Annotated in this window: 20 protein-coding genes, 1 tRNA gene and 2 pseudogenes; 9 read left to right on the plus strand and 14 right to left on the minus strand. The window is 71.8% G+C overall.

Annotated features, from left to right (window positions below; genetic code table 11):
* Nucleotides 1–89: 89 nt before the first annotated feature.
* A complete protein-coding gene (aceE, locus tag EKG83_RS07715) occupies nt 90–2840 on the minus strand; it encodes a pyruvate dehydrogenase (acetyl-transferring), homodimeric type (RefSeq protein WP_033427499.1) in 2751 nt (916 codons plus the stop codon).
* A gap of 297 nt (nt 2841–3137) precedes the next feature.
* Here aceE and EKG83_RS07720 point away from each other — a divergent pair, with 297 nt between their 5' ends.
* The 3 genes from EKG83_RS07720 (at nt 3138) to EKG83_RS07730 (ending at nt 4244) form a co-directional block, all read left to right on the plus strand.
* Complete coding sequence (locus EKG83_RS07720) at nt 3138–3569, plus strand: DUF3052 domain-containing protein (RefSeq protein WP_033427498.1); 432 nt, start codon at nt 3138–3140, stop codon at nt 3567–3569.
* 70 nt (nt 3570–3639) lie between these two features.
* Complete coding sequence (locus EKG83_RS07725; RefSeq protein WP_033427497.1) at nt 3640–4098, plus strand: peroxiredoxin; 459 nt, start codon at nt 3640–3642, stop codon at nt 4096–4098.
* A 74-nt stretch (nt 4099–4172) separates the two neighbouring features.
* Nucleotides 4173–4244 (plus strand) — tRNA-Val (locus EKG83_RS07730).
* A gap of 174 nt (nt 4245–4418) precedes the next feature.
* On the opposite strand, the gene EKG83_RS07735 is transcribed toward EKG83_RS07730, so the two are convergent.
* The 7 genes from EKG83_RS07735 to EKG83_RS07765 all read right to left on the minus strand — a co-directional run bounded on the left by EKG83_RS07735 (nt 4419) and on the right by EKG83_RS07765 (nt 10984).
* On the minus strand, nt 4419–4673 hold the full coding sequence (locus tag EKG83_RS07735; RefSeq protein WP_033427496.1) for a helix-turn-helix domain-containing protein: 255 nt from the start codon (nt 4671–4673) through the stop codon (nt 4419–4421).
* A 3-nt stretch (nt 4674–4676) separates the two neighbouring features.
* The gene (locus EKG83_RS07740) at nt 4677–5522 is read right to left on the minus strand and encodes a helix-turn-helix domain-containing protein (protein WP_084715898.1); all 846 of its coding nucleotides are present in this window, start codon (nt 5520–5522) and stop codon (nt 4677–4679) included.
* 167 nt (nt 5523–5689) lie between these two features.
* Nucleotides 5690–6910 (minus strand): helix-turn-helix domain-containing protein, encoded by a 1221-nt coding sequence (locus EKG83_RS07745; RefSeq protein WP_033427494.1) that lies wholly within the window; start codon nt 6908–6910, stop codon nt 5690–5692.
* A gap of 178 nt (nt 6911–7088) precedes the next feature.
* Entirely contained in the window at nt 7089–7856 is a 768-nt protein-coding gene (locus EKG83_RS07750; RefSeq protein WP_033427493.1) for an alpha/beta hydrolase, read from the minus strand.
* 256 nt (nt 7857–8112) lie between these two features.
* A complete protein-coding gene (locus EKG83_RS07755; RefSeq protein WP_033427492.1) occupies nt 8113–10230 on the minus strand; it encodes an ATP-binding protein in 2118 nt (705 codons plus the stop codon).
* Between the two features lie 6 nt (nt 10231–10236).
* Entirely contained in the window at nt 10237–10800 is a 564-nt protein-coding gene (locus tag EKG83_RS07760) for a DUF6879 family protein (protein WP_051764337.1), read from the minus strand.
* The gene (locus EKG83_RS07765) at nt 10787–10984 is read right to left on the minus strand and encodes a hypothetical protein (RefSeq protein ID WP_084715896.1); all 198 of its coding nucleotides are present in this window, start codon (nt 10982–10984) and stop codon (nt 10787–10789) included. Before EKG83_RS07765 ends, EKG83_RS07760 begins: the two co-directional genes overlap by 14 nt.
* Before the next feature lie 176 nt (nt 10985–11160).
* On the opposite strand from EKG83_RS07765, the pseudogene EKG83_RS49520 reads away from it, so the two are divergent.
* Together EKG83_RS49520 and EKG83_RS07775 are read left to right on the plus strand one after the other, a co-directional pair.
* Nucleotides 11161–11565: pseudogene (locus EKG83_RS49520) on the plus strand (transposase); the annotation flags it as partial.
* Nucleotides 11566–11590: 25 nt separating this feature from the next.
* Nucleotides 11591–12310, plus strand: a pseudogene (locus EKG83_RS07775) (transposase); the annotation flags it as partial.
* A gap of 12 nt (nt 12311–12322) precedes the next feature.
* Here EKG83_RS07775 and EKG83_RS07780 read toward each other — a convergent pair.
* Entirely contained in the window at nt 12323–12499 is a 177-nt protein-coding gene (locus tag EKG83_RS07780; protein ID WP_153277931.1) for a hypothetical protein, read from the minus strand.
* Between the two features lie 95 nt (nt 12500–12594).
* On the opposite strand from EKG83_RS07780, the gene EKG83_RS07785 reads away from it, so the two are divergent.
* Complete coding sequence (locus EKG83_RS07785; protein WP_153277932.1) at nt 12595–15198, plus strand: tetratricopeptide repeat protein; 2604 nt, start codon at nt 12595–12597, stop codon at nt 15196–15198.
* Here the strand turns inward: EKG83_RS07785 and EKG83_RS07790 are convergent.
* Both EKG83_RS07790 and EKG83_RS07795 read right to left on the minus strand, forming a co-directional pair.
* Entirely contained in the window at nt 15160–15699 is a 540-nt protein-coding gene (locus tag EKG83_RS07790) for a YbaK/EbsC family protein (RefSeq protein WP_033427490.1), read from the minus strand. The genes EKG83_RS07785 and EKG83_RS07790 overlap by 39 nt on opposite strands.
* A gap of 44 nt (nt 15700–15743) precedes the next feature.
* Complete coding sequence (locus EKG83_RS07795; RefSeq protein ID WP_051764335.1) at nt 15744–16550, minus strand: 2OG-Fe(II) oxygenase; 807 nt, start codon at nt 16548–16550, stop codon at nt 15744–15746.
* Nucleotides 16551–16864: 314 nt separating this feature from the next.
* On the opposite strand from EKG83_RS07795, the gene EKG83_RS07800 reads away from it, so the two are divergent.
* Nucleotides 16865–17158 carry a hypothetical protein gene (locus tag EKG83_RS07800; RefSeq protein ID WP_033427489.1) on the plus strand — a complete coding sequence of 98 codons (294 nt, stop codon included), beginning with the start codon at nt 16865–16867 and terminating at the stop codon, nt 17156–17158.
* Between the two features lie 46 nt (nt 17159–17204).
* On the plus strand, nt 17205–18227 hold the full coding sequence (locus tag EKG83_RS07805; RefSeq protein ID WP_228122834.1) for a saccharopine dehydrogenase family protein: 1023 nt from the start codon (nt 17205–17207) through the stop codon (nt 18225–18227).
* Here EKG83_RS07805 and lipA read toward each other — a convergent pair.
* Genes lipA through EKG83_RS07820 form a run of 3 tightly spaced genes read right to left on the minus strand, consistent with a single transcriptional unit; the run spans nt 18202 to nt 20629 of the window.
* Nucleotides 18202–19206, minus strand: coding sequence for a lipoyl synthase (gene lipA / locus EKG83_RS07810; protein ID WP_033427487.1), 1005 nt, complete (start codon nt 19204–19206; stop codon nt 18202–18204). The genes EKG83_RS07805 and lipA overlap by 26 nt on opposite strands.
* Before the next feature lie 15 nt (nt 19207–19221).
* Entirely contained in the window at nt 19222–20148 is a 927-nt protein-coding gene (locus tag EKG83_RS07815) for an oxidoreductase (protein ID WP_033427758.1), read from the minus strand.
* Between the two features lie 19 nt (nt 20149–20167).
* On the minus strand, nt 20168–20629 hold the full coding sequence (locus EKG83_RS07820) for a hypothetical protein (protein ID WP_033427757.1): 462 nt from the start codon (nt 20627–20629) through the stop codon (nt 20168–20170).
* 131 nt (nt 20630–20760) lie between these two features.
* Between EKG83_RS07820 and EKG83_RS07825 the strand changes: the two genes are divergently transcribed.
* Nucleotides 20761–21447: a TetR/AcrR family transcriptional regulator gene (locus EKG83_RS07825; protein ID WP_228122836.1), complete on the plus strand. Its 687-nt coding sequence runs from the start codon at nt 20761–20763 to the stop codon at nt 21445–21447.
* Nucleotides 21448–21636 lie beyond the last annotated feature (189 nt).

Consider the following 21636-nt stretch of genomic DNA (forward strand, 5'->3'; position numbering starts at 1 on the left):
TGGCCGCCTCGCGAGGTTGACGCCGATCGCAGTAGACGCGCGAGGGGGGTGGTCCGCCGCGGACCACCCCCCTCGTCGACGCGCGTCGGTCAGGCCAGGCCCGCGTCCTGCGTCGAGGGACCGGCCGCGGTGACGTCGTCGATGCGGTAGCGCCGGGCCGCCTCGACCACCTTCGAGTGCTCGACCTCGCCGCGCCTGGCCAGCGCGGCCAGCGTGGCGACCACGATCGACTCGGCGTCGACCAGGAAGTGCCGCCGCGCCGCCGGCCGGGTGTCGGAGAAGCCGAACCCGTCGGTGCCCAGCGTGGTCATGTCCGTCGGCACGTACGGGCGGATCAGGTCCGGCACCGCCGACATCCAGTCCGACACCGCCACCACGGGGCCCGCGGAGCCGGCCAGCGCCTGCGTCACGTACGGCACGCGCGGCTCCTGGTCGGGGTGCAGCAGGTTGTGCCGGTCGACCTCGACGGCCTCGCGGCGCAGCTCCGAGTACGAGGTGGCCGACCACACGTCGGCCCGCACGCCCCACTCCTCGGCCAGCATCCGCTGGGCCTCGACCGCCCACGGCCCGGCCACGCCGGAGGACAGGATCTGCGCCCGCGGGCCGTCGGACCCCTCGGCGGCCTTGTACCGGTACAGGCCCTTGAGCAGGCCCTCCACGTCCAGGTCGGCGGGCTCGGCCGGCTGCTGGTAGGGCTCGTTGTAGACGGTGATGTAGTAGAAGACGTTCTCGGCGTTCTCGCCGTACATCCGCCGCAGGCCGTCCCGGACGATGTGCGCGACCTCGAACGACCACGCCGGGTCGTAGGCCACCACCGCCGGGTTGGTGTGCGCCAGCAGCAGCGAGTGGCCGTCCGCGTGCTGCAGGCCCTCGCCGGTCAGCGTGGTGCGGCCCGCCGTGGCGCCCAGCACGAAACCGCGCGCCATCTGGTCCGCCGCCGCCCACAGGCCGTCGCCGGTCCGCTGGAACCCGAACATCGAGTAGAAGATGTAGATCGGGATCATCGGCTCGCCGTGCGTGGCGTAGGACGTGCCCGCCGCGGTGAACGACGCCGTCGAACCCGCCTCGTTGATGCCCTCGTGCAGGATCTGGCCCTGCTCGCTCTCCTTGTAGGCCAGCATCAGCTGGGCGTCCACGGAGGTGTACATCTGGCCGTTCGGGTTGTAGATCTTCTGCGCCGGGAACATCGAGTCCATGCCGAACGTGCGCGCCTCGTCCGGGATGATCGGCACGATCCGGCCGCCGATCTCCGGGTCCTTGGCCAGGTCGCGGACCAGCCGGACGAACGCCATCGTGGTGGCGACCTCCTGCTTGCCCGAGCCCTTGCGGACCACGTCGTAGACCTTGTCACCGGGCAGCACCAGCGCCTTGGACTTGCCGCGGCGCTCCGGCACGAACCCGCCCAGCTGCTTGCGGCGCTCCAGCAGGTACTGGATCTCGGGCGACTCGGTGCCGGGGTGGTAGTACGGCGGCAGGTACGGGTCGAGGTCCTTGTCGGCGATCGGGATGCGCAGGCTGTCCCGGAAGAGCTTCAGGTCCTCGTGGGTCATCTTCTTCATCTGGTGCGTGGCGTTGCGCGCCGCGAAGTGCGGGCCCAGGCCGTAGCCCTTGATGGTCTTGGCCAGGATGACCGTCGGCTGGCCGACGTGCTCCACCGCCGCCTTGTACGCCGCGTAGACCTTGCGGTAGTCGTGGCCGCCGCGCTTGAGGTTCCACACCTCGTCGTCGGACAGCGGCGCCACCAGCTCCTTGGTGCGCGGGTCGCGCCCGAAGAAGTGCTCCTTGACGTACGCGCCGTCATTGGCCTTGTACGTCTGGTAGTCGCCGTCGGGCGTGGTGTTCATCAGGTTGACCAGGGCGCCGTCGCGGTCGGCGTGCAGCAGCGCGTCCCACTCGCGGCCCCAGATGACCTTGATGACGTTCCAGCCGGCGCCGCGGAAGAACGCCTCCAGCTCCTGGATGATCTTGCCGTTGCCGCGGACCGGGCCGTCCAGGCGCTGGAGGTTGCAGTTGACCACGAAGGTCAGGTTGTCCAGCTGCTCGTTGGCCGCGATCTGGAGCAGGCCGCGCGACTCCGGCTCGTCCATCTCGCCGTCGCCGAGGAACGCCCAGACGTGCTGGTCGGAGGTGTCCTTGATGCCGCGGTCGCGCAGGTAGCGGTTGAACCGGGCCTGGTAGATCGCGTTCATCGGGCCCAGGCCCATGGACACGGTCGGGAACTCCCAGAAGTCCGGCATCAGCCGCGGGTGCGGGTAGGACGGCAGGCCGCCGCCCGGTCCGGCGTGCGAGAACTCCTGGCGGAAGCCGTCCAGGTGCTGCGAGGACAGCCGGCCCTCCAGGAACGCCCGGGCGTAGACGCCGGGCGAGGCGTGGCCCTGGATGAACACGTGGTCGCCGCCGCCGGGGTGGTCCTTGCCGCGGAAGAAGTGGTTGAAGCCCACCTCGTAGAGGCTCGCGGAGGACGCGTAGGTGGAGATGTGGCCGCCGACGCCGACGCCGGGGCGCTGCGCGCGGTGCACCAGCATCGCGGCGTTCCACCGGATCCAGGCGCGGTAGCGGCGCTCCACCTCCTCGTCGCCGGGGAACCACGGCTCACGCTCGGTGGGGATGGTGTTGACGTAGTCCGTGCTGGTCAGCGAGGGGACACCGACGTGGCTCTCCCTGGCCCGCTCGAGCAGCCGCAGCATCAGGTAGCGGGCACGCTGCTGCCCGCCGCCCTTGAGCACGGCGTCGAACGACTCCAGCCACTCCGCGGTCTCCTCCGGGTCGATGTCGGGGAGGTGGGCGGCCAGACCGTCACGGATGACGCGTACCCGCTCGGGGGTGTTCTGCGGGGCCAAGGGATCTCCTCGTTCCGGGGTCTTCTCGACTCCCATCGTCGCGTCGGTGGCACGTTCCCGTCACCGCTACCGGTGAGTAGTTCTGGATCGTGTCCCTCGCGCGCGCGAATAGGAGGTATGTAGAGCGTGCCTCATGGCCTCGGGGTAGCGCATCCGGGGGTACCCGATGCGGCGTGTCTTGGCACTTACGGTTGCGCGTGGCAGGGCTGACGGTGTTCCCTAGCCGCGACTGGTAGTGACATCGCGCGGCAGTCGTACCCCGGCTGCCGCTCTTGTGTACTTGGAGGAGTGGAAGCCGTGGTCGCCGCGGAAGACGCCGGCAAGATCGGTGTCGCCGACAGGCTCGGGATCGAACCGGGCGCCGTTGTCCAGGAGATCGGCTGGGACGAGGACGTCGACGACGACCTCCGCGCCGCGGTCGAGGAGCGGATCGGCAGTGATCTGCTCGACGAGGACGACGACGAGGTCGTGGACGTGGTGCTGCTGTGGTGGCGGGAGGACGACGGCGACCTGGCTGACGCCCTGATCAACGCCACGACGCCGCTGGCCGAGGAGGGGACGATCTGGGTGCTGACGCCCAAGACCGGGCGACCGGGGCACGTCGAGCCCAGTGACATCGCCGAGGCCGTGTCGACCGCGGGGTTGGCCCAGACCTCCAACATCAACATCAGTGGTGACTGGTCCGCGACGAGGCTGGTGTCGCCGAAGTCGGCCAAGACCAAGCGCTGAGGCAGGACCCGTCGGCGGGCTCCCGGGGTGGGGGCCCGTTCCCCGGGCTGCTCGCGGAAAGGCGGTTACCGTGGTCGACGTGGGTGCGCAGGCACCTGACTTCACCCTGGTTGACCAGGACAAACAGCCGGTGGCGCTGTCGTCGTTCCGCGGGCGCCGCAACGTCCTGCTGGTGTTCTACCCGTTCGCCTTCAGCGGCACGTGCACCGGCGAGCTGACCCGCCTGCGCGACGAGCGGCAGGTCTACGAGGCGGCGGGCGTGCAGGTGCTGGGTGTGTCGGTGGACACGCCGTTCAGCCTGAAGGCGTGGTCGACCAGGGAGGGCTTCGGCTTCCCCCTGCTGTCGGACTTCTGGCCGCACGGCGCCGTCGCCCGGGCGTACGGCGTGTTCGACGAGCGGTCCGGCATGGCGGTCCGCGGCACGTTCCTGATCTCCTCGACGGGTCTCGTCCGCTACGCCCGGGTCAACGAGCCCGGGGAGCCGCGGGACCAGGAGGAGTGGAAGCGCGCCGTGGCGGCCCTGGCCTGAGGTACCCTGCCCGCGCCGGTCTTCCGGCTTTCGATCCCTCCGGGCTTGATCCCTCCGGGGTTCGATCCCTTCGGGGGCGCGTAGCTCAGCGGAAGAGCACTCGGTTTACACCCGAGCGGTCGCAGGTTCGAATCCTGCCGCGCCCACTGTGTTGTGTGGGGGTGCAACCCCCACGCCCCGCCCGGCGGGCTCCGCCCCCGGACCCCCGGCCGGGGGCTTCGCCCCTGGACCCCGCCGGGGGCTTCGCCCCTGGACCCGATTGGGGCTTGCGCCCTTGGCTTCGCCTCTCGGTTTCGCTGTTGCGCTTCGCGCTCGCGGGGTTACGGGCAGTGGCGGTCGGGGGTGATTTCGAAGAGGTCGTCGAACTGCATGGGTGCCAGGGCGGTGAGCGCCCCGCCGATGAAGGCCGGGCCGGGTTGGAGGTGGCCGGTGAGCACGCGGGTGACCGTGGAGCGGTGGACGCCCATGGCCCTGGCCAGGGCGTAGTCGGACGGGAATCCCGCCAGTTCCACGGCCTTGGTGAAGGCGCCCTTGCGCAGGCGAATGGTCTGCGGGGCTCCGACGGGCCTTTTCACGGGTCAGGACGCCTTCGCGTCGTACCGGTCGGCACAACGGGCGAGGAGCTTCTTCGAATCACCGGGGCCGAGGGCCAGGCGGTTGAGTTGCCGGAATTTTTCCTCGTAGGTGGCGACGACTACGGGATCGTCGTGGAAGACGGTGGCCGCGTCCGTTTCGACGTGGACCACCGGTTGGTGGGGCGGTTCCGGAATCAGCAGCGTGGCCGGGTGGCGCAGGGCGGTGTGCAGTCCCCTGGCCTCCGGGATTACCCGGACGACGGTGTTGGCGGTGCCGGCGAGCAGCGTCAGGTAGAGCAGTTGTTCCTGCATCACCTCGGTCGAGCCGACCGAGGTGCCCAGGGCAACCTCACGAATGAACAACGTCATTCCTCGGGTGGCCGATGTCATCAGGCGGCGTTGGCGCGTCAGGCGGGTGGTGACGACGTCCTCGTCACCGGTCAGGGCGAGTGCGTAGTCGGCGGTCTGGGCAAGGTCGGGGATGCCGATCGGGTCGTAGGCGGTGACGGCGGTGGCCTGGTCCTCGTGGACGCGCAGTCCGGGCAGGTGGTCGGCCGAGTGGTCGTGCAGGCGCAGGAAGTTGCCGGTGTCGGTCATCTCGGCCAGTGCGGTGACCTGGTCGCGGGTGGACTTGTCGGCGTTGCAGATACCGAGCAGGAAGAAGATGTCGTCCCTCGACGTGCCGCGCGTGCCGGTCTCCAGCTTGGTCAGCTTGCCCGCCGACCACCCCAGGGTGGTCACCATGTCCTTGAACGAAATGCCCGACCGGCGTCGGACCGTGCGCAGGTAGGCGCCCAGTTCGCGGCTGTGGGCGGTGCTTTGCCTGTTTGTTAGGTGTCCGTGTTCCATCAGCGTCCTTGAATGCGCACGAGTGGACGACACCGGGTAGGAGGTGTCAGGTCCACTGTGACAAGGCGATCAGGTGCTGAGAAGTGACAGAACTCGGTAGTCCGCCGTACCGGTGGAGTCCACTGTGACAACACGTCCCAGTCGGGCAGATTCCGCGGTGCGGCGACCTACAGTTCGATGTGGAGGCGATCCGCCAGGCGCAGCAGCGGTGTCTGCTTGCGACGTGCGCGTTCGACCAGTTCGCGCACCGTTTGGCGGCTCAGGGTGTGGTAGCGCATCCACTCGGGTGCGATTCGTTCGGCGGCGAGCAACCGGGCGGTCGCGGCGTCGTCCTGGTTCAGCTCGCTGTGCGCGATCGCCACGTCGAGCAGGTGGCGGGCTTTGAAGGTGGGGGAGATCCACCCGTTTCCCGGGACGGTTTTGACCAGTTCCAGTGCGTATTCGAACCGTTCGCTCTCGACCGCCGCGTTCACCGCCGCGATGGCGGCGTTGGTCGGCCCGAACGGCGTGGCGCAGATGTTGTGGTCCCGGCCGAGCCTGGCGGCGGCGGCCCGGGCCAGGCTCATGTGCTCCTCGGAGCGCTCGACGTGCTTGTTCCGCACCGCCGCGCCTGCCGCTCGCAGCATGAGGATGCCCCACACGGCCAGGCTCTCGGCCGACCCCCGCACGAAGTCCGGTTCGAGCTGCGCGGCCTTGCGGAGCGCCGCCGTTTCGGCGTCGGCCAGGCGGCCCTGCTTGAAGAACACCCAGGAGAGGGCCGAGACGTTCATGGCCTGGAGCAGTTCATCGCCCGATTCCTCCGCCGCCTCCTGCGCGCGGATGAGGCCGATGTAGCCGATGTCCGGCCTGCCGAGTGCCGCGAGCATGGTCGAGGCGATCTGGATGACCTCGGACAGCAGGCCGTGCGCGGCGGACCGGTCGTCGCCGGACGATTCGCGCACGGCGGCACGGGCTTCGGCCATGAGGCCGGGCAGCATGGCGCCGAGTTGGGCGAACGAGCCGTGCTGCCGGACCGACTCCGCGTGCGCGAGGGCCGCGCGCAGGCCCTCGACGGTCGGCGGTTCGTCGTTGAACACCTCTTCGTCGGCCAGGCCGGGGAAGTACGACAGCGAGGTCAGCTCGTCGCGGATGGCCAGGACGCCGACGGCTTCCTCGTCGACCCGCGGTTCGATGCCGCTGGTCTGGCCGAGGAGCTGGGGCACGTCCTTGTCCACGGCGCGGGCTATGCGGGTCAGCGAACTCATGCTCGCGGTGTGCCTGACCTCCTGCTCCAGCTTCCGGATGAGGTCGACGCTGACCTCCGCCCTCTCGGCGAGCTGTTCCTGGGTCAGTCCGCGGCTCACCCGGGCGCGCTTGACGCGCTCACCGAGGCTCAGGTCGTCGCTCACGGGCCGGGCACCTCCCGATCGGTCGGAACAGGACCGCGAGTCTCAGAATACGCAGGTCAGCGTCGTGCTGAACGGGTGATGCGGACTAGGACAGGGTGTCCTGGAACCGCTGTCCGCCAAGTTCCGGGGCAGTGGGACGCGAAGTCGTTCCCGGTGCTGTCGGCACGGCCGAAGCCCCTCAACAGCTGAACCAGTCGGTCACCTCGCGGATGACGAACGCCTGCCACTCCTGGCTCTGGGGATCGGCGTAGGTGGGGTCGTCGTGGACGGCGAAGCCGTGCTGGGCTCCGTCGATTTCCAGCAGTCGGTGTTCGGTGGTCAGGTGCGCGAGGGCGGCGCGCGAGGATTCGACGGGGACGAAGGTGTCCTTGGTGCCGTGGACGATGAGGGTGGGTGCCGCGATTTCGCCGAGGACTTCGTTCGGCTTGAGCCAGAAGACCTCGTTGAGGATGCCGTAGCCGTGCTTGAGGCTTGGGCTGAACTCGATGTAGCCCTGTTCGGTCCAGTAGACGCGGTTGTCGATGGTGCGCTTCTTGTAGTCGAGCCGGGGGTTGAGCAGCACCAGGCGCTCGATCTCGTCCGGCCGTTTGGCGGCGTAGTAGCCGCAGATGCTGGCGCCGATGAGGCCGGCCTTGGGGAGGGTCGTCCTCGCGCGAATGGCCGCCACCGCCACCCGGATGTCGTTGAGCATGGAGGACAGCGTCAGGTCCTGCTGCCGACCTTCACTCTCGCCGTGTCCGCGGTGGTCGAAGCGCAGCGATGCGATGCCCGCTTCGGCCAGGCCCGCCGCCAGACGTGTGAAGAAGCCGCCTTCATCGCGGGTCACCCCACCGCCGTGGACCAGGACGGCGGCGTGCTCGGCCGGGGCTTCCGGCAGCACCAGGGTGCTCTGGAGGTGCAGGCCGTCCAGGGTGCGGAGGCGCGGGAAGTCGGACGAGGCGGTCATGGCGGCTCCTGCGTGTCCGGTGGCCCCCAAGCCATGGTCCACCTGCCACGGCGAGGCCGCGTGCACCGACCGAACGAACCGGGTGAGGTGAGCAGGTGGCGGACGTCCACCAGGCGAAGCGGGCGGCCCGTGAACGCGTGTGGGCGCTGCTGGAGCGCGAGCGCCGTTCCGCCTGGCGTCCACGGCCACATCCCGGCGTTGGCGATGCGGCGGAAGTCGGGGGGACGACCGCGAGGCGGCACGCGCCAACCGGTGTTCAGTCGGTCGTCAACCGGGAGTTCGCCGAGTCGACCTCCGGTGCGCCGATCCGTTCGAAGATGACCCTGGCCGCGAGCCAGTGGTCACGGGCTTCGGTCGACCGCCCGAGCCCGTCGAGGACGTCACCCAGGTCGAGCAGGGTCGACGCTTCCTCGTAGGGGTGGTCGAACCTCCGGAACACCGCCAGCGCCTCGCGGTGGTGCTCAAGCGCCTCCGGCAGTCTGCCCTCGGCCCGGCGTGACGTGCCCAGCGAGTTGAGCGCACGCGCCTCGGCGAGTCGGTCCCGCGTGCTCCGGAAGATCTCCAGGGCGCGGAGGCCGTGGTCGAACGCCTCGCCGAACCGCTCCAGGGCGCGGTGGCAGTCGCCGAGGCTGAGCAGGCACATCCCCTCGCCACGTCGCGCGCCGACCCGTCGCAGCGCGGCGAGCGCTCGGCGGTGGTGCTCCGCGGCGAGGTCGAACCGGCCGGCGTCCTGGTGGATCAAACCGATGCCGCGCAGGGCGAAGCCCTCGTTCCGGGAGTCCCCGGCCGCCCTGCTCAGGGCGACGGCCTCGTGGTAGGAGGCCAGTGCCCCGTCGACGTTGCCCAGGAAGCCGTCGGCGTCACCGAGGCCGATGAGGTTCGCGACCACCCAGGGGCGCGAGTTGATCTCCCGCGAAGCCCGCACACCGGTGGCGTACACCTGCCGGTAGTCCGACCAGTACGCCCGGACCTCGTAGAACCCCGCCACCGCTCTGGGCATCACCGCCGCGAGGTCCAGGTGGTTCGAGGTCAGGGCCTGTTCGAGGACGGCGAGCAGGGTGAACCTCTCGACCTCGAACCAGGCCAGCGCCTCCTCGGCGCCGGAGAACGACAGCGGCTCGACCGGGTCGTCGCCGTCCGGCAGGTCCGCCGCCCCGAGGGACAGGTCCGGCAGGAACGACCGCCGTGCGTTCGCCGCGCTCAGCAGGTACCAGCGGGTGACCCGGCGGACCGCCCGCCGGCGTTCCCCCGCCGTCTCCTCGGCGTCGGCGCGCTCGGCGGCGTAGAGGCGGACCAGGTCGTGCAGGCGGAAGCGCTCCGCCGCGACCTGCTGCACGAGGTGGGAGTCGGTCAGGGACCCGAGTGCGCGGCGGGCCGACCGGCTGTCGTGGTCGGTCAGCGCCGCCGCGGCCGCGGTGCCGATGTCCGTGCCCGCGTGCAGGCCGAGCAGCCGGAACGCCCTGGCCGCCACCGGGGACAACCGGTGGTAGGACCAGGAGAAGACGGCGCGGACGTCGGCGAGTTCGTCGTTGCGGGACGTCAGCGCGTCGAGCCGCCGGTACTCGTCGTCCAGTTCGTCGGCGAGTTCGGCCAGGGGGAGGTAGACCTCATCGGTGAGCCGTTCCGCGACGATCCTCAGGGCCAGTGGCAGGTAGCCGCAGCGCAGTGCGATCCGCGCCGCCGGTCCGGGTTCGCGGTCGACCCGCTCGGCACCGATCAGCCGGCGGAGCACTTCCACCGATTCGTCGGGGGTGAGGACGTCCAACACGATGGGGCCGGCACCTTCGGTGACGATGAGACTGGACAGGCGGCTGCGGCTCGTTATGACGGTGAAGCACTCCGGTGCGGCGGGGAGCAGCGGGCGGACCTGGGCGGCGCTCGCGGCGTTGTCGATCACGACGAGCACGCGCTTGCCGTCGAGCACCGACCGGTACAGGGACGCGGACAGCTCCGGGTCCGCCGGGATCCTCTCGGGTGGCACGCCGAGCGCGTGGAGGAAGAACTCGACGCCTTGTCGGGGTGTCAGCGCCAGGCCCGGCCCGTAGCCGCGCAGGTCGAGGTACAGGTCGCCGTCCCGGAAGCGGCGCCGCACCCGGTGCGCCCAGTGCAGGGCCAGGGTCGACTTGCCCGTTCCCGGGGCGCCGGTGACGGACGTCATCGGCGGCGAGCTCTCCAGCAGCAGCGCGTCGAGGGTCGCCAACTGCTCCTCGCGGTTGACGAAGCGCGCGGGTGCGTTCGGGAGCTGCCTGGGCAGCGCGACCCCGGCCGCGGCGTGGCCCATGTGGACGTCGCCGTGTATCGCGCCGGCTTGCACCACGGAGTTGATCCGGCCGGTGACCTCGTTCCCGCCGCCGCCCGTCGGCTCGCCCGTCATCGGCGGTCAACCGGGCAGCGAGTTCCGGTACTGGTCGAACGGCACGCTGTGCGCCACCGCGAGTTCCCGGTAGTCCAGGTACTCGCCCACCGCGGCGCCGGTCAGCAGTTCCCGTCCGGTCTGGACACCTCCTTCGTAGTGCAGGAGGACCACCGAGTCGTCGTCGAAGACCCAGAAGTCCTGCGCGGGCAGCACGTCGGTCACCGGGTCGTGCGAATCCAGGACGCGTATTTCCTCGCCCGCCTCGACATTTCCGGGATAGGCCCAGGCGAACTGGCGGCGCTGGTAGTCCGTCAGCGGGTTCGCCACCACGCGCACCCGCCGGACGACCTTGCCGGAGCGCCGGTACTCGCGAAGGCTGCCGTGCCACTCCGCGTTGTACGCGGGCGGCATCGGTTCGCCCGCGAGGAACAGCTCCATCAAGCCGCGCTCTGATTCGACGTTGTACTCCGGCAGCGTCTCCAGTCGAAAGGCGGTTCGGTCGAAGGCGTCCCACTGCCGCGCCCAGGCGTCGAGGTCCAGCGGTTCTCCGCCTTGTCCCGGCTCCCACCCGGACTCACCCGACGGCACGTGCGGCCGCCACGAGCAGGTCGAGGGGGATCTCGACCACGGCTTCACCGTCCGGCGGGGTCACGTCGCCGGTGTCCGGCACGAGCGCGCCCTGGACCGCGATCGTCCCCCGGTCGGTCGCGTAGATAGTCGGGCAATTCCGATCATCGCAAGGGCTGTTCCCGGCCACAAGAGTCAACTTCACGTCGCAGCCCCCTCGGATCGGGTCGAGTGGAATCGAGAAACCGATGCTAGCACGGCTTTCTCTGTTTTCCCTGCGGCGTGCCCGGGAACAACCGTATCGGGGGATAGTCGTGGCGTGTCGACAACTCGTTCTCATGATCGGCTGCGCCGGCTGCGGTGCTGCGACCTGTGGTAATAATGCGTTATCGGGCCCGGCGAGTAAATGCGGCCAATTTCTGGTTCGGGTTGTTCGACGTCGCGAGTTCCGCAGTATTGCGGGTCGGAGTCTTGGTGTCCGTTTCCGAGCTTGAGCTGGTGCGGGCACTGTGGTGCGCAGATGGGGGATCTCCTGATAGATCGGACGGTGTCTATGCGCCGTTCCACCAGGGGTTCCGTTGTTATCGTGCCCGATGCCCGCGAGCGGTGTCACCGCGGGTGCCCGATGCTGTCGTCTGGCCGCTTCCCACGAGCCCGTTCGGCGGGCGAGGCGGTAGCCGGGTGATCGTGGACGCGATCCTGTACGTGGTCGACAACGGCATCACATGGCGGGCCCTGCCGGCGGACTGCCCGCCCTGGCCCACGGTCTACCAGCGTTTCGCCGCCTGGGGAGAGGGTCGGTGCGTCGCAGCGACTGCTCGACGGACTGCGCGACCGCGTGCGGCTCGCGGGAGCGCGGGTCGCGGCGCCGTCGGCGGCGGTGATGGACTCGCAGTCGGTGCGCGCGGCCGCCACCGTCGGCCGGGCCACGCGGGGGTGGGACGGCGGGAAGAAGGTCGCGGGCCGTAAGCGGCACGTCGTCGTGGACACCATGGGCCTGCCGTTGGCGGTGCTGGTCACGCCCGCCTCGACGCAGGACCGGGTTGCCGCCCGCGGCCTGCTGCGCCGGATGCGCGACACCGCCGGGAAACGGGCCGCGCCGGTCTGGGCCGACGGCGGCTACACCGGACCGTTGCTCGACTGGGCACGCAGGACCTTCGGCCTGGTGGTGGAAATCGTTGAGCGTCCGCGGGTGCCGTGCGTCACCGTGCTGCCCAGAAGGTGGGTGGTGGAAAGGAGCCTGGCCTGGATCACCGGACACCGCCGCTGCGTCCGCGACTACGAACGCCCACCCCACCACCACGAAGCCATGGTCCGCTGGTCCATGATCCGCATCACCAGCCGCCGACTCACCCAACACCAGCAGCTCGGAAACGGGCACTTATCGAATTTCACGCGAAGTGCTCGCCGTGGGCGATCTCCGCTCCTGCGGCGAGCGGCTTTCCGGGCAACCGCTGTGGCAGGTGCTGTCCCGAGGGGGCGACTCCCCGGGACAGCACCCACCTCCCCCTGGTGGTCGGCCGATCGGTGACGAGCCGGGCGGTCACCTCTCGTCGACCGCGGTCCGTCGGCGTTCGTCGCCGGTCGCCAGTTCGCGCCGGCGCCGGGCGAGTGCTTCGCCGCGCTGGTGCTGGGCCCGCGTGGTGTACCCGTTGCCCGCGAGGGCGCCCAGGAGGAAGACCGTCGCGAGGGCCGCCGTCACCAGGAGCACCGAGTACATGGGAACCGCCCCTCATTTCTGCCTTGGCCGCCGCGGGGAGAAGCCACCAGACTTGACCCCGAACAGCTCAACCGACGCGGGGTGGGGCGATCAAGGTGGGGTCCGGGGGAGATCTGGCGACATCGGGTGGAACGACGACCTGGGCGCGCCACGACCTCGTCCGGGAACTCGGCCAGGTGCGCGAGCGCGGCATCATGCGGGTGGACAGCCCGAACCCGGACCTGCGGCCGCGGGAGCTGCCGATCCTGCGCACCGTCGCCCACCGGTGGGACCCGTCGCGCCGGTCGTTCGCCAACAAGCTGCTGGACCTGGTCCGCGAGGCCGTCTCCGAGATCCCCGACGGGTTGGCCAAGGAGGCCGCCAAGCGGCTCTACGGGCTCGACTCGGACCCCACGTTCCCGCGGCCCAGCCAGTGGCGCACCGAGGCCCGCAAGATGTTCCCGCTGCTCGGCGCCGACGAGTGGCGCAAGGGCACCGAGCTGGAGATCCTCGGCCTCGTCGCGGGCAACGTCGAGGTGCTGGTCGCCGACGAGCGCCGGGTCGAGCCCGGGGCGTGGCGGCCGATCCGCGCGCTGCCCCGGTCGACCAGGCTGGTCGGCCGCGACGCCGAGCTGCGGCAGCTCGTCGAGGCGTGCGGCCCGGAGCGGGAGCACATGCCCCTGTGCTTCCTGCACGGGATGGCGGGCGTGGGCAAGACCGCCCTGGCGGTCACCGCGGCGCACCTGCTGGCCAACCGCTACGACGACGGCCAGCTCTACCTGAACCTGCACGGCTTCACCGCCGGGCGCGAACCGCTGACCGCGTACGAGGCGCTGGGCGCCCTGCTCCGCCAGGTCGACGTGACCACCCCGCTGCCGCAGGACGTCGACGAGCGGTCCGCGCTGTGGCGGCGGCACCTGTCCGGGCGCCGCGTGGTGCTCGTGCTGGACAACGCGGTGTCCGCCGAGCAGCTCGAACCGCTGCTGCCGGGCACCCCGACGTGCGCCGTGCTCGCCACGTCGCGGCGGCACCTCGACGCGGTCGACCACTCCTGGGAGCTGACCGTCGACAGCCTCGCCCCGGACGACGCCGTGGAGCTGCTGCGGTCCGCCCTGCCCGCGGACCACCGGATCGGCCAGGTGCACGAGCTGCGGCGCATCGCGGACGCCTGCGGCCGGCTGCCGCTCGCCCTGCACATCACCGCCCGCCACATCCACCGCAGGCCCCGCGAGCCGCTGGCCGGCCTGGCGCAGGGCATGGCGTCCTCGCCGGTCCGGCGCTCCCGGGTCGTGGACAAGCACGGGGCCATCAGCAACGCCCTGCTCGCCTCCTACCACCGGGTCGACCCGCGGGACCGGGAAGTCCTCCGGCTGGTCTCCGTGCTGCCGGGGGTGGCCTTCACGACCGGCGTCGTCAGCGCGGTCTGCCGGCTCGACGGGGACGAGGCGGAGGGCGTGCTCGACGGCCTGTACGAGGACCACCTGGTCGAGAACCCGGCGCCGGGGGTCTACCAGCTGCACGACCTGGTCCGCGACTTCCTGCGCCGGCTCGCGTTCGCCGACCCCGGGTCCGCGGGCCTGCGGCGCGTGCTGACCGACCTGGCCCGCCACTACGCCCGCCGCCTGGCCGAGGTGGTGCCGCTGCTCTACCCGGCCGGCGCGGCGACCGCCGACCCCGCGAGCAACGACCCAGCGACGACCGACCCGCTCGACCCCGCGTCCGCGCGAACCTGGCTGGACGTCGAGCGCGACGGCATCGTGGCCACGATCGAAGCGCTCGCGCGGGAGGGCGAGGACGACGCCGTGGTCGAGCTGGCCGCCCTGGTGGCGCAGGACCTGTGCACCCGCGGGCACCTGCGCAGCGCCCTGACCGTGCACCGGCTCGCCATCGGGGCCGCGGCCGACGACGGGCGCCGCGCCGGCGCCGAGGAGGACCTGGGCGTGGTCCACCTGGAGATCGGCGACTTCCCCGAGGCGCTGCGCTGCTTCCGCGCCGCCCTGGGGTTCCGGGCGCGCTCGGGGGACCGGGCGGGCGCCGCGCGGCTGCTCAACCGGATCGGGTTCACCCACGAGCGGACCGGCGAGTACGCGTCGGCGGAGGCGGCGCTGGCGGAGTCGCTGGAGTTCTCCGACGCCGAGGACCTGGCGACCAGGGCCCAGACGCTGCACAGCATGGGCGCCGTGCGGTGGCGGCAGGCGAACTACGAGGGCGCGCTGGAGTGCTTCTGGCCCGCCCTGCGCATCCGGCGGCGGCTGGGCGACCGCCACGGGCAGGGCCGGACCCTGAACAACATCGGGTTCACCTTCCACCGCCTGGGGCGGCAGCGGCGGGCGCTGGCGTTCCTCCGGCACGCGTGGCGCCTGGCCGGGGAGACCGACGACGTCCCCGCGTCGGCCACGATCCTCAACAACTTCGGGTTCGTGCTGGCCGGGACGGGGCACTGCGACGCGGGCCTGGCGTTCGCGCGGGAAGGGCTGGGCACCGCGCGGCGGATCGGCACGCAGTACGAGGAGGGCCGCGCCCTCTGGGGCATCGGCGTCAACCTCGGCGGCCTGGGGCGGCGGGAGGAGGCGGAGGCGCACCTGCGCGAGGCGCTGGCGATCTTCGCGGAGCTGCGGGTGCCGGAGGCGCGCGCGGTGGCCGACGAGGTGCGGGCGTCGCTGGCCGGTTCGGTGCTGGCGCTACCCGACGGCGAGGCCGACCAGGCTCTCACCCCGTGACAGCCCCAGCAGCACCTCGCCGGGCAGGCACAGCTTCGAGCGCACCCGCCCGCTGCCCACCACGACCCGGGGAGCGGCCGCGATCCGCGAGTCGACCAGCACGCGCCAGTCGTCGGGCAGGCCGATCGCGGTCATGCTGCCGTACTCCATGCCGGTCGCCTCGACGGCGACCTCCCTGGGGATCAGCGTCACCCGGCGCATGCCCAGGTGCCGCCGGACGAAGCCGTTGAGGTCGGTGCGGGTGCCGGGCCGGATCACGCACGCCGCGCGCACCGACCGCCCGGCGCGGCTGCCCTCCACGAGCACGCAGTTCGCACCCTCGTCGTAGTCGAACCCGTAGCGGTCGCAGAATTCCACCCCACCCGCCGAAGCCGGGTCGATCTCCGCGACGAGGACCGAATCGCGCGGCCCGGGCGGCAGGGCCGCGATGGCTTCGCGCACCGGTTCGGCCAGCAAGTGCCCGGCGGTGGCCGCGGGGTGGAATTCCAGGGTTTCCGCCACGGCCGGCAGCGTACTCCCGGCCTCGTTACCACTACCAGGTGATATCAGGACCAGATGACCGTGGAACCGGCGGTGGTGAAAGCGATGAAGAACGAGAGCGAGAGCCGCCGGGTCCCGGGCGGGCACGGTTCGACCCGGTGGTAGTTGCGCGAGTTGAACAGCACCGCCGTGCCCAGGGCGGGCTCGACCACGGCCGGTTCGTCGTCGTCGAGCAGGTCGTCGGCGTAGCCGAAGCCGCGCCGGTGCCGCTCGTCGGTCGCCGCCCACCGCCGGTCCCAGACCAGGGTGCGGCCGCCCTCGCCGGCGTCGGTGAGGAAGAGGTTGAACGCGAGCTGCCCGGTGACGGTGGTCGACAGCAGGTTCGCGGGGTACTCCAGCCGGACGTCGTCCCAGTGCGGCAGCGTGCCCTGGTCGATGGCGCGCAGGATGCCCCAGTGCAGCATCCGTCCCTCGGCCGTCTTCGCAGGTCGCACCGGTCGGCCGAACAGCTCGGCGAACCTGCGCGGCACGAACTCGCGCAGCTCGCGCAGGCACGGCAGGCGCTCGCACGCCGCGGCCGCGTCCGCGCGGGCGAGCCAGTAGTCCTCGGACAGCGCGCCGCCGACCCGGTGCTCGTTGAGCGTCGGGCCGAACCGCTGCGCGGGGATGACGTAGCGGGACGCGTCGTACTCCCCGAACGCCGACTCCCCGAACGCCGTCTCGTCGAAGACCGAGGCCACCGCCCGGCACAGCCCCTCGGCCGCGAAGCCGGTGACCCGCAGCGCGGCCAGGTCGCCGAGCAGGAGGGCGTGCAGGTCGTCGGTCGAGGTCTCCGCGGCGGTGCACGTCTTGACCCTGCGGTGATCGCCCATTTCGCACGTCCTCCGCGTCCGACGTCGCCTTTCAGCGAACACCGCCCGCGGTAAAGGTGTCCAGGGGCCAACGGGCCCAACCCGGGTGGACCGCCGGGGGTGGTCGATCCAGTGGTCGGAATTCTTTTCCGGGTGTCGGAGAATGATTTCCGCACCGTTCCGCGGAACTGCGGTGCGCCGCGGTCCCGCCCGGATCGGCCCGGCACCCGCGCCCGGTCGGCCGGGCCGCGCGGCGGGGCATTAGGGGTGGTTAACGCGTCCCCTCATGTGGCACACCCCTGTCCCGGGGCCCCGCCGGCCCGTAGCGTGTCGCCATGTCGCCCAGGATCGTCACCGTGGTGATCGGTGTCGCGTTCTTGCTGGCCGGTCTGCTGATCATGCTGCTGCCCCTGACCACCGGCTCGCCCTCCGGGGTGTCCGTGGCCTGCGGCAACTCCGTGGGCATGGGGTTCGACGAGCTCGCGGTGCGGGCCGAGGGCCCCGCGTTCGTCGAGATCTGCGGCCGGCTCCGGGTGGAGCGGTTGGCGTGGGCCGCTCCGGTCGCGGTGTTCGGCGTGCTGCTCCTCGCGGGTGCCGCGCTGCTGCGGAGGAGGCGTTCGCCCGCGTGAGGTCGCGCGAGTTGTTACCCATTGGTAGGTTCACCGCGTGCGGTGGATGGTCTACGGGGTGAGCGGGTTCACCGGGGAGCTGGTGGCCCGGTTGGCGGTCGAGCGCGGGGAACGGCCGGTGCTCGCCGGGCGGTCCGCGGAGAAGGTCGGGCCGCTGGCCCGTGAGCTGGGGCTGGAGCACCGCGTCTTCGCGCTCGGTGACGCCGCCGGCGCGCTGGGGGACGTCGACGTCGTCGCCCACTGCGCCGGGCCGTTCTCGGCCACCTCGCGGCCCATGGTGGACGCCTGCCTGGCCACCGGCACGCACTACCTCGACATCACCGGCGAGATCGACGTGTTCGAGGCGGTGGCCGCGCGCGACCGCGAGGCCCGGGACGCCGGCGTGGTGCTGCTGCCCGGCATCGGCTTCGACGTGGTGCCCACCGACTGCGTCGCGGCGATGCTGAAGCGGGCGCTGCCCACGGCCACCCACCTCGACCTGGCGTTCGTCACCGGGGGCGGCGCCAGCGCGGGCACGGCGCGCACCGCGGTGGAGGGCTCGGCGTTCGGCGGGCGCGCCCGGGTCGACGGCGTGATCCGCACCGTGCCGCTCGCGCACCGGCGGCGGGTCGCCCACTTCCGGGACCGCCCCCGCGCCGTCGGCGCCATCCCGTGGGGCGACGTCAGCACCGCCCACCGCTCCACCGGCATCCCCAACGTCACCACGTTCACCCCGCTGCCCGCGCTGCTCGGCAGGCTCCAGCCGCTCGCCGCGCCGCTGCTGCGCACGCCGTGGGCCCAGCGCGTCGGCAGGGACCTGGCCGGGCGCGTCGCCGGGCCGGACGAGCGCACCCGCCGCACCACCGGCTGCGAGGTCTTCGGCGAGGTCTGGGACGCCGACGGCAACCGCTTCCGGGCCGCGCTGAGCGGGCCCAACGCCTACGACCTGACCGCCGACTCGGTGGTCGAGGCGGTCCACCGGCTGCCCGCGGTGCCGCCCGGCGCGCACACGCCGTCCAGCGCCTTCGGCTCCGACTACGTCCGGGCGCTGGACGGCGTGGTGGTCAGCGGCCCGACAGCAGCGAGGTGACCTCCTGCGCCGCGCCGCCGGCCTCCAGCAGGTGGCGCAGCTGCTCGGGCAGCACGTCGCCGCGCTTCTGCACGGCCTGCGCGTAGAGCCGGCCCGCGCGGTAGGACGAGCGCACCAGCGGACCCGCCATGACGCCGGAGAAGCCGATGGCCTCGGCGGTCTCCTTGTGCGTGACGAACTCCTCCGGCTTGACCCAGCGCTCCACCGGGTGGTGGCGGGGCGAGGGGCGCAGGTACTGCGTGATGGTGATGATCTCGCAGCCCGCGTCGTGCAGGTCCGACAGCGCCTCGGTGACCTCGTCCGGCGTCTCGCCCATGCCCAGGATCAGGTTGGACTTGGTCACCAGCCCGGCCTCGCGGGCGGCGGTCAGCACCTCCAGCGACCGCTCGTAGCGGAACGCCGGCCGGATGCGCTTGAAGATCCGCGGCACGGTCTCCAGGTTGTGCGCCAGCACCTCGGGCCGCGAGGCGAAGACCTCGGCCAGCTGCTCGGGCACCGCGTTGAAGTCCGGGATCAGCAGCTCGACGCCCGTGCCCGGGTTCAGCTCGTGGATCTGCCGGACGGTCTCCGCGTACAGCCACGCGCCGCCGTCGGGCAGGTCGTCGCGCGCGACACCGGTCACGGTCGAGTACCGCAGGCCCATGGCCTGCACCGACTCCGCCACCCGCCGCGGTTCGTCGCGGTCCAGGTCGGCGGGCTTGCCCGTGTCGATCTGGCAGAAGTCGCAGCGCCGGGTGCACTGCTCGCCGCCGATCAGGAACGTGGCCTCGCGGTCTTCCCAGCACTCGTAGATGTTGGGACAACCGGCTTCCTCGCACACCGTGTGCAGGCCCTCGCGCTTGACCAGGCCCTTGAGCTCCCGGTACTCGGGGCCCATCTTCGCCTTGGTCTTGATCCACGAGGGCTTCTTCTCGATGGGCGTTTGGCTGTTGCGGACTTCCAGCCGCAACAACTTCCGACCTTCAGGTACGACGGTCACGACACCGACTTTACGTCACGCCGGGTCGGGTTCCACGCCCGTGAGCTTGGCCGTCAGGTCCCACAGCCGGCTCGCCGCGAGCTCGTCGCGGGAGGCGGCCGTCGACCACGCCGGCCCGGGGTGGCCGAACATACCGCGCAGCCCGCTGGGGCCGTAGTAGCCGCCGGGTTCGACCCCCGGCGCGGTGGCCGCGTAGAGCTGCGGCAACGCGCCCTTCTCCACCGGCTGCGAGAACAGGTTGCCGATCTTGGCGCCCAGGCCGATCAGCGGGTTGCCGCGGGAGCGGGCCGTGTTGGCGCTCAGCTCGGTCGCGGTGACGCCGGGGTGGGCGGCGACCGAGGTCACGTCCAGGCCGGCGGCGCGGGCCCGGCGGTCCAGCTCCCTGGCGAACAGCAGGTTGGCGAGCTTGGACTGGGCGTAGGCGGGCCAGGCGCGGTACCGGCGCACCTCGTAGTCGGGGTCGGCCAGGTCGACCGAGCCCGCCTGGTGGGCCAGGCTGGACACGGTGACCACCCGCGCGCCCGGCCGCGTGCGCAGCGCGGGCATGAGCAGCCACGTCAGCGCGGCGTGCCCCAGGTGGTTGGTGCCGAACTGGCGCTCGAAGCCGTCGGCGGTGCGCCCCAGCGGCACCGCCATCACACCGGCGTTGTTGATCAGCAGGTCCAGCGCGTCACCGGTGCGCTCGCGCACCGCCTTGGCGGCCGCGCGCACGGAGGACAGGTCGGCCAGGTCCAGCCGCACCAGCTCGGCACTGGCGCCCGCCGCGAGCACGCGCTCCAGCGCGCGCTGCCCGCGCTCGGGGGACCGGCAGGCCAGCAGGACGTGCGCGCCCCGCGCGCCGAGCACTTCGGCCGTGCGCAGGCCCAGCCCCGAGTTCGCGCCGGTCACCAGCGCGGTGCGACCGGTCTGGTCGGGGATGTCGGCCTCGGTCCACTTCGCCATGGTCGACACCTAACCGGGGTCAGGCGCTCTTCGCCAGCCTGCGGTGGCGGCCCGGCACGACGGTCCGCGGCGAGGTGCGGATCAGCCGCTCGAACGCCGCGCCCACCCGGGCGATCTCGTCGGCGGGCTCGGACAGCTCGGCCAGGCCCGCGGTCAGCGCCAGCACGCGGTGCTCGCGCTCGACGGCCTCGCCGGAGGTCAGGTGCGCGTCCAGCACGGCGCGCAGCACCGGCTGCTCGGCGGCCAGCGCCTGCCACGTGCGGGTGACGACGTCCACCCGGTCGGCGGAGGTGTCCTCCAGCGCGACGCCGAGGCGCCCGGTGAGCTGCCGCATCCACCGGTAGTGCAGGGCGAGGAGCAGTTCGCCCTCGTCGGAGAACAGGTCGCGGTCGAAGGTCAGCGGTGCACCGGGGGCGTCGGCCGCGGCGCGGAGCACGGCGTCCAGGGCGTCCCGGCGTCGGTAGAAGTCGGTCCAGCTCATCTTCACGCCTCCTCTCTCGTGGTGACCGGGCTCATACCTCGGGTCTTCCACATACCGTCGGTATGGCCACGACTCGAACATACCACGAGTACGTACCGTCGGTATGTCGTACCGTTGTGAACGTGGTGACAGTGCGGTCGAGGCGGTTGGAGTACTCCGAGTCCACGAGGCAGGCCCTCGTGGACAGCGCCGTGGAGCTGTTCACCAAACGCGGTTACGCGGGCACTTCGCTGGACGAGGTGGCCAAGCGGGCGCGCCTGACCAAGGGGGCGCTCTACCACCACTTCAGCGGCAAGCAGGCGTTGTTCGAGGCCGCCTTCGACTCGGTCGAGAACGACTTCGTGCTCAAGCTCACCGAGATCGTCAGCGCGCCCGGCGACCCGTGGGACACCGCCATAGCGGGGCTGCGCGCGTACGTGCGGGTGTGCCTGGAGCCGCCCTACCAGCGGATCGTCGTCCACGAGGCGCCGGTGGTGATGGGGTGGGAGCGCTGGCGGGAGGCCGAGGAGCACTTCAGCTTCGGGCTGCTGCGCTCGACCATCGAGGTGCTGGTGGAGTCGGGTGAGCTGGAGCAGCTGCCGGTGGAGACGATGACCCGGCTGCTGTTCGGCGCGCTGTCGGCGGGGGCGAGCACCATCGCCGGCGCGGCCGACCCGCGCAAGGCCAGCGCGGAGGTCGAGCGGACCATCGTGCGGGTGGTCGAGGGGCTGCGGGTGCGCGAGGACGGGCACGGCGAGGGGCGTGCGGAGGGGCGCGGCGAGGACGGTCGGCGCGAGGACACCGCCCGGCGCGAGAGCAGGCGCTCCCGCCGCCGCTGACGGCTCCACGGCACCGGCCGCTCAGTTTCGGCCGCTCAGTCTCGGTCGCCCGCTCCCGGCCGCTCAGTCCGGCCGCCCAGTCCCGCTCGCCCAGCCCTGGCCGCTCAGCCCCGGCCGTCCAGCCCCGGTCACTCGCCGTCCACCTCCTCCAAGACGCTCGAATCGCGGCCACGCCACCGGGCCGATTAG

This window comes from Saccharothrix syringae, assembly GCF_009498035.1.
GTDB lineage: Bacteria > Actinomycetota > Actinomycetes > Mycobacteriales > Pseudonocardiaceae > Actinosynnema > Actinosynnema syringae.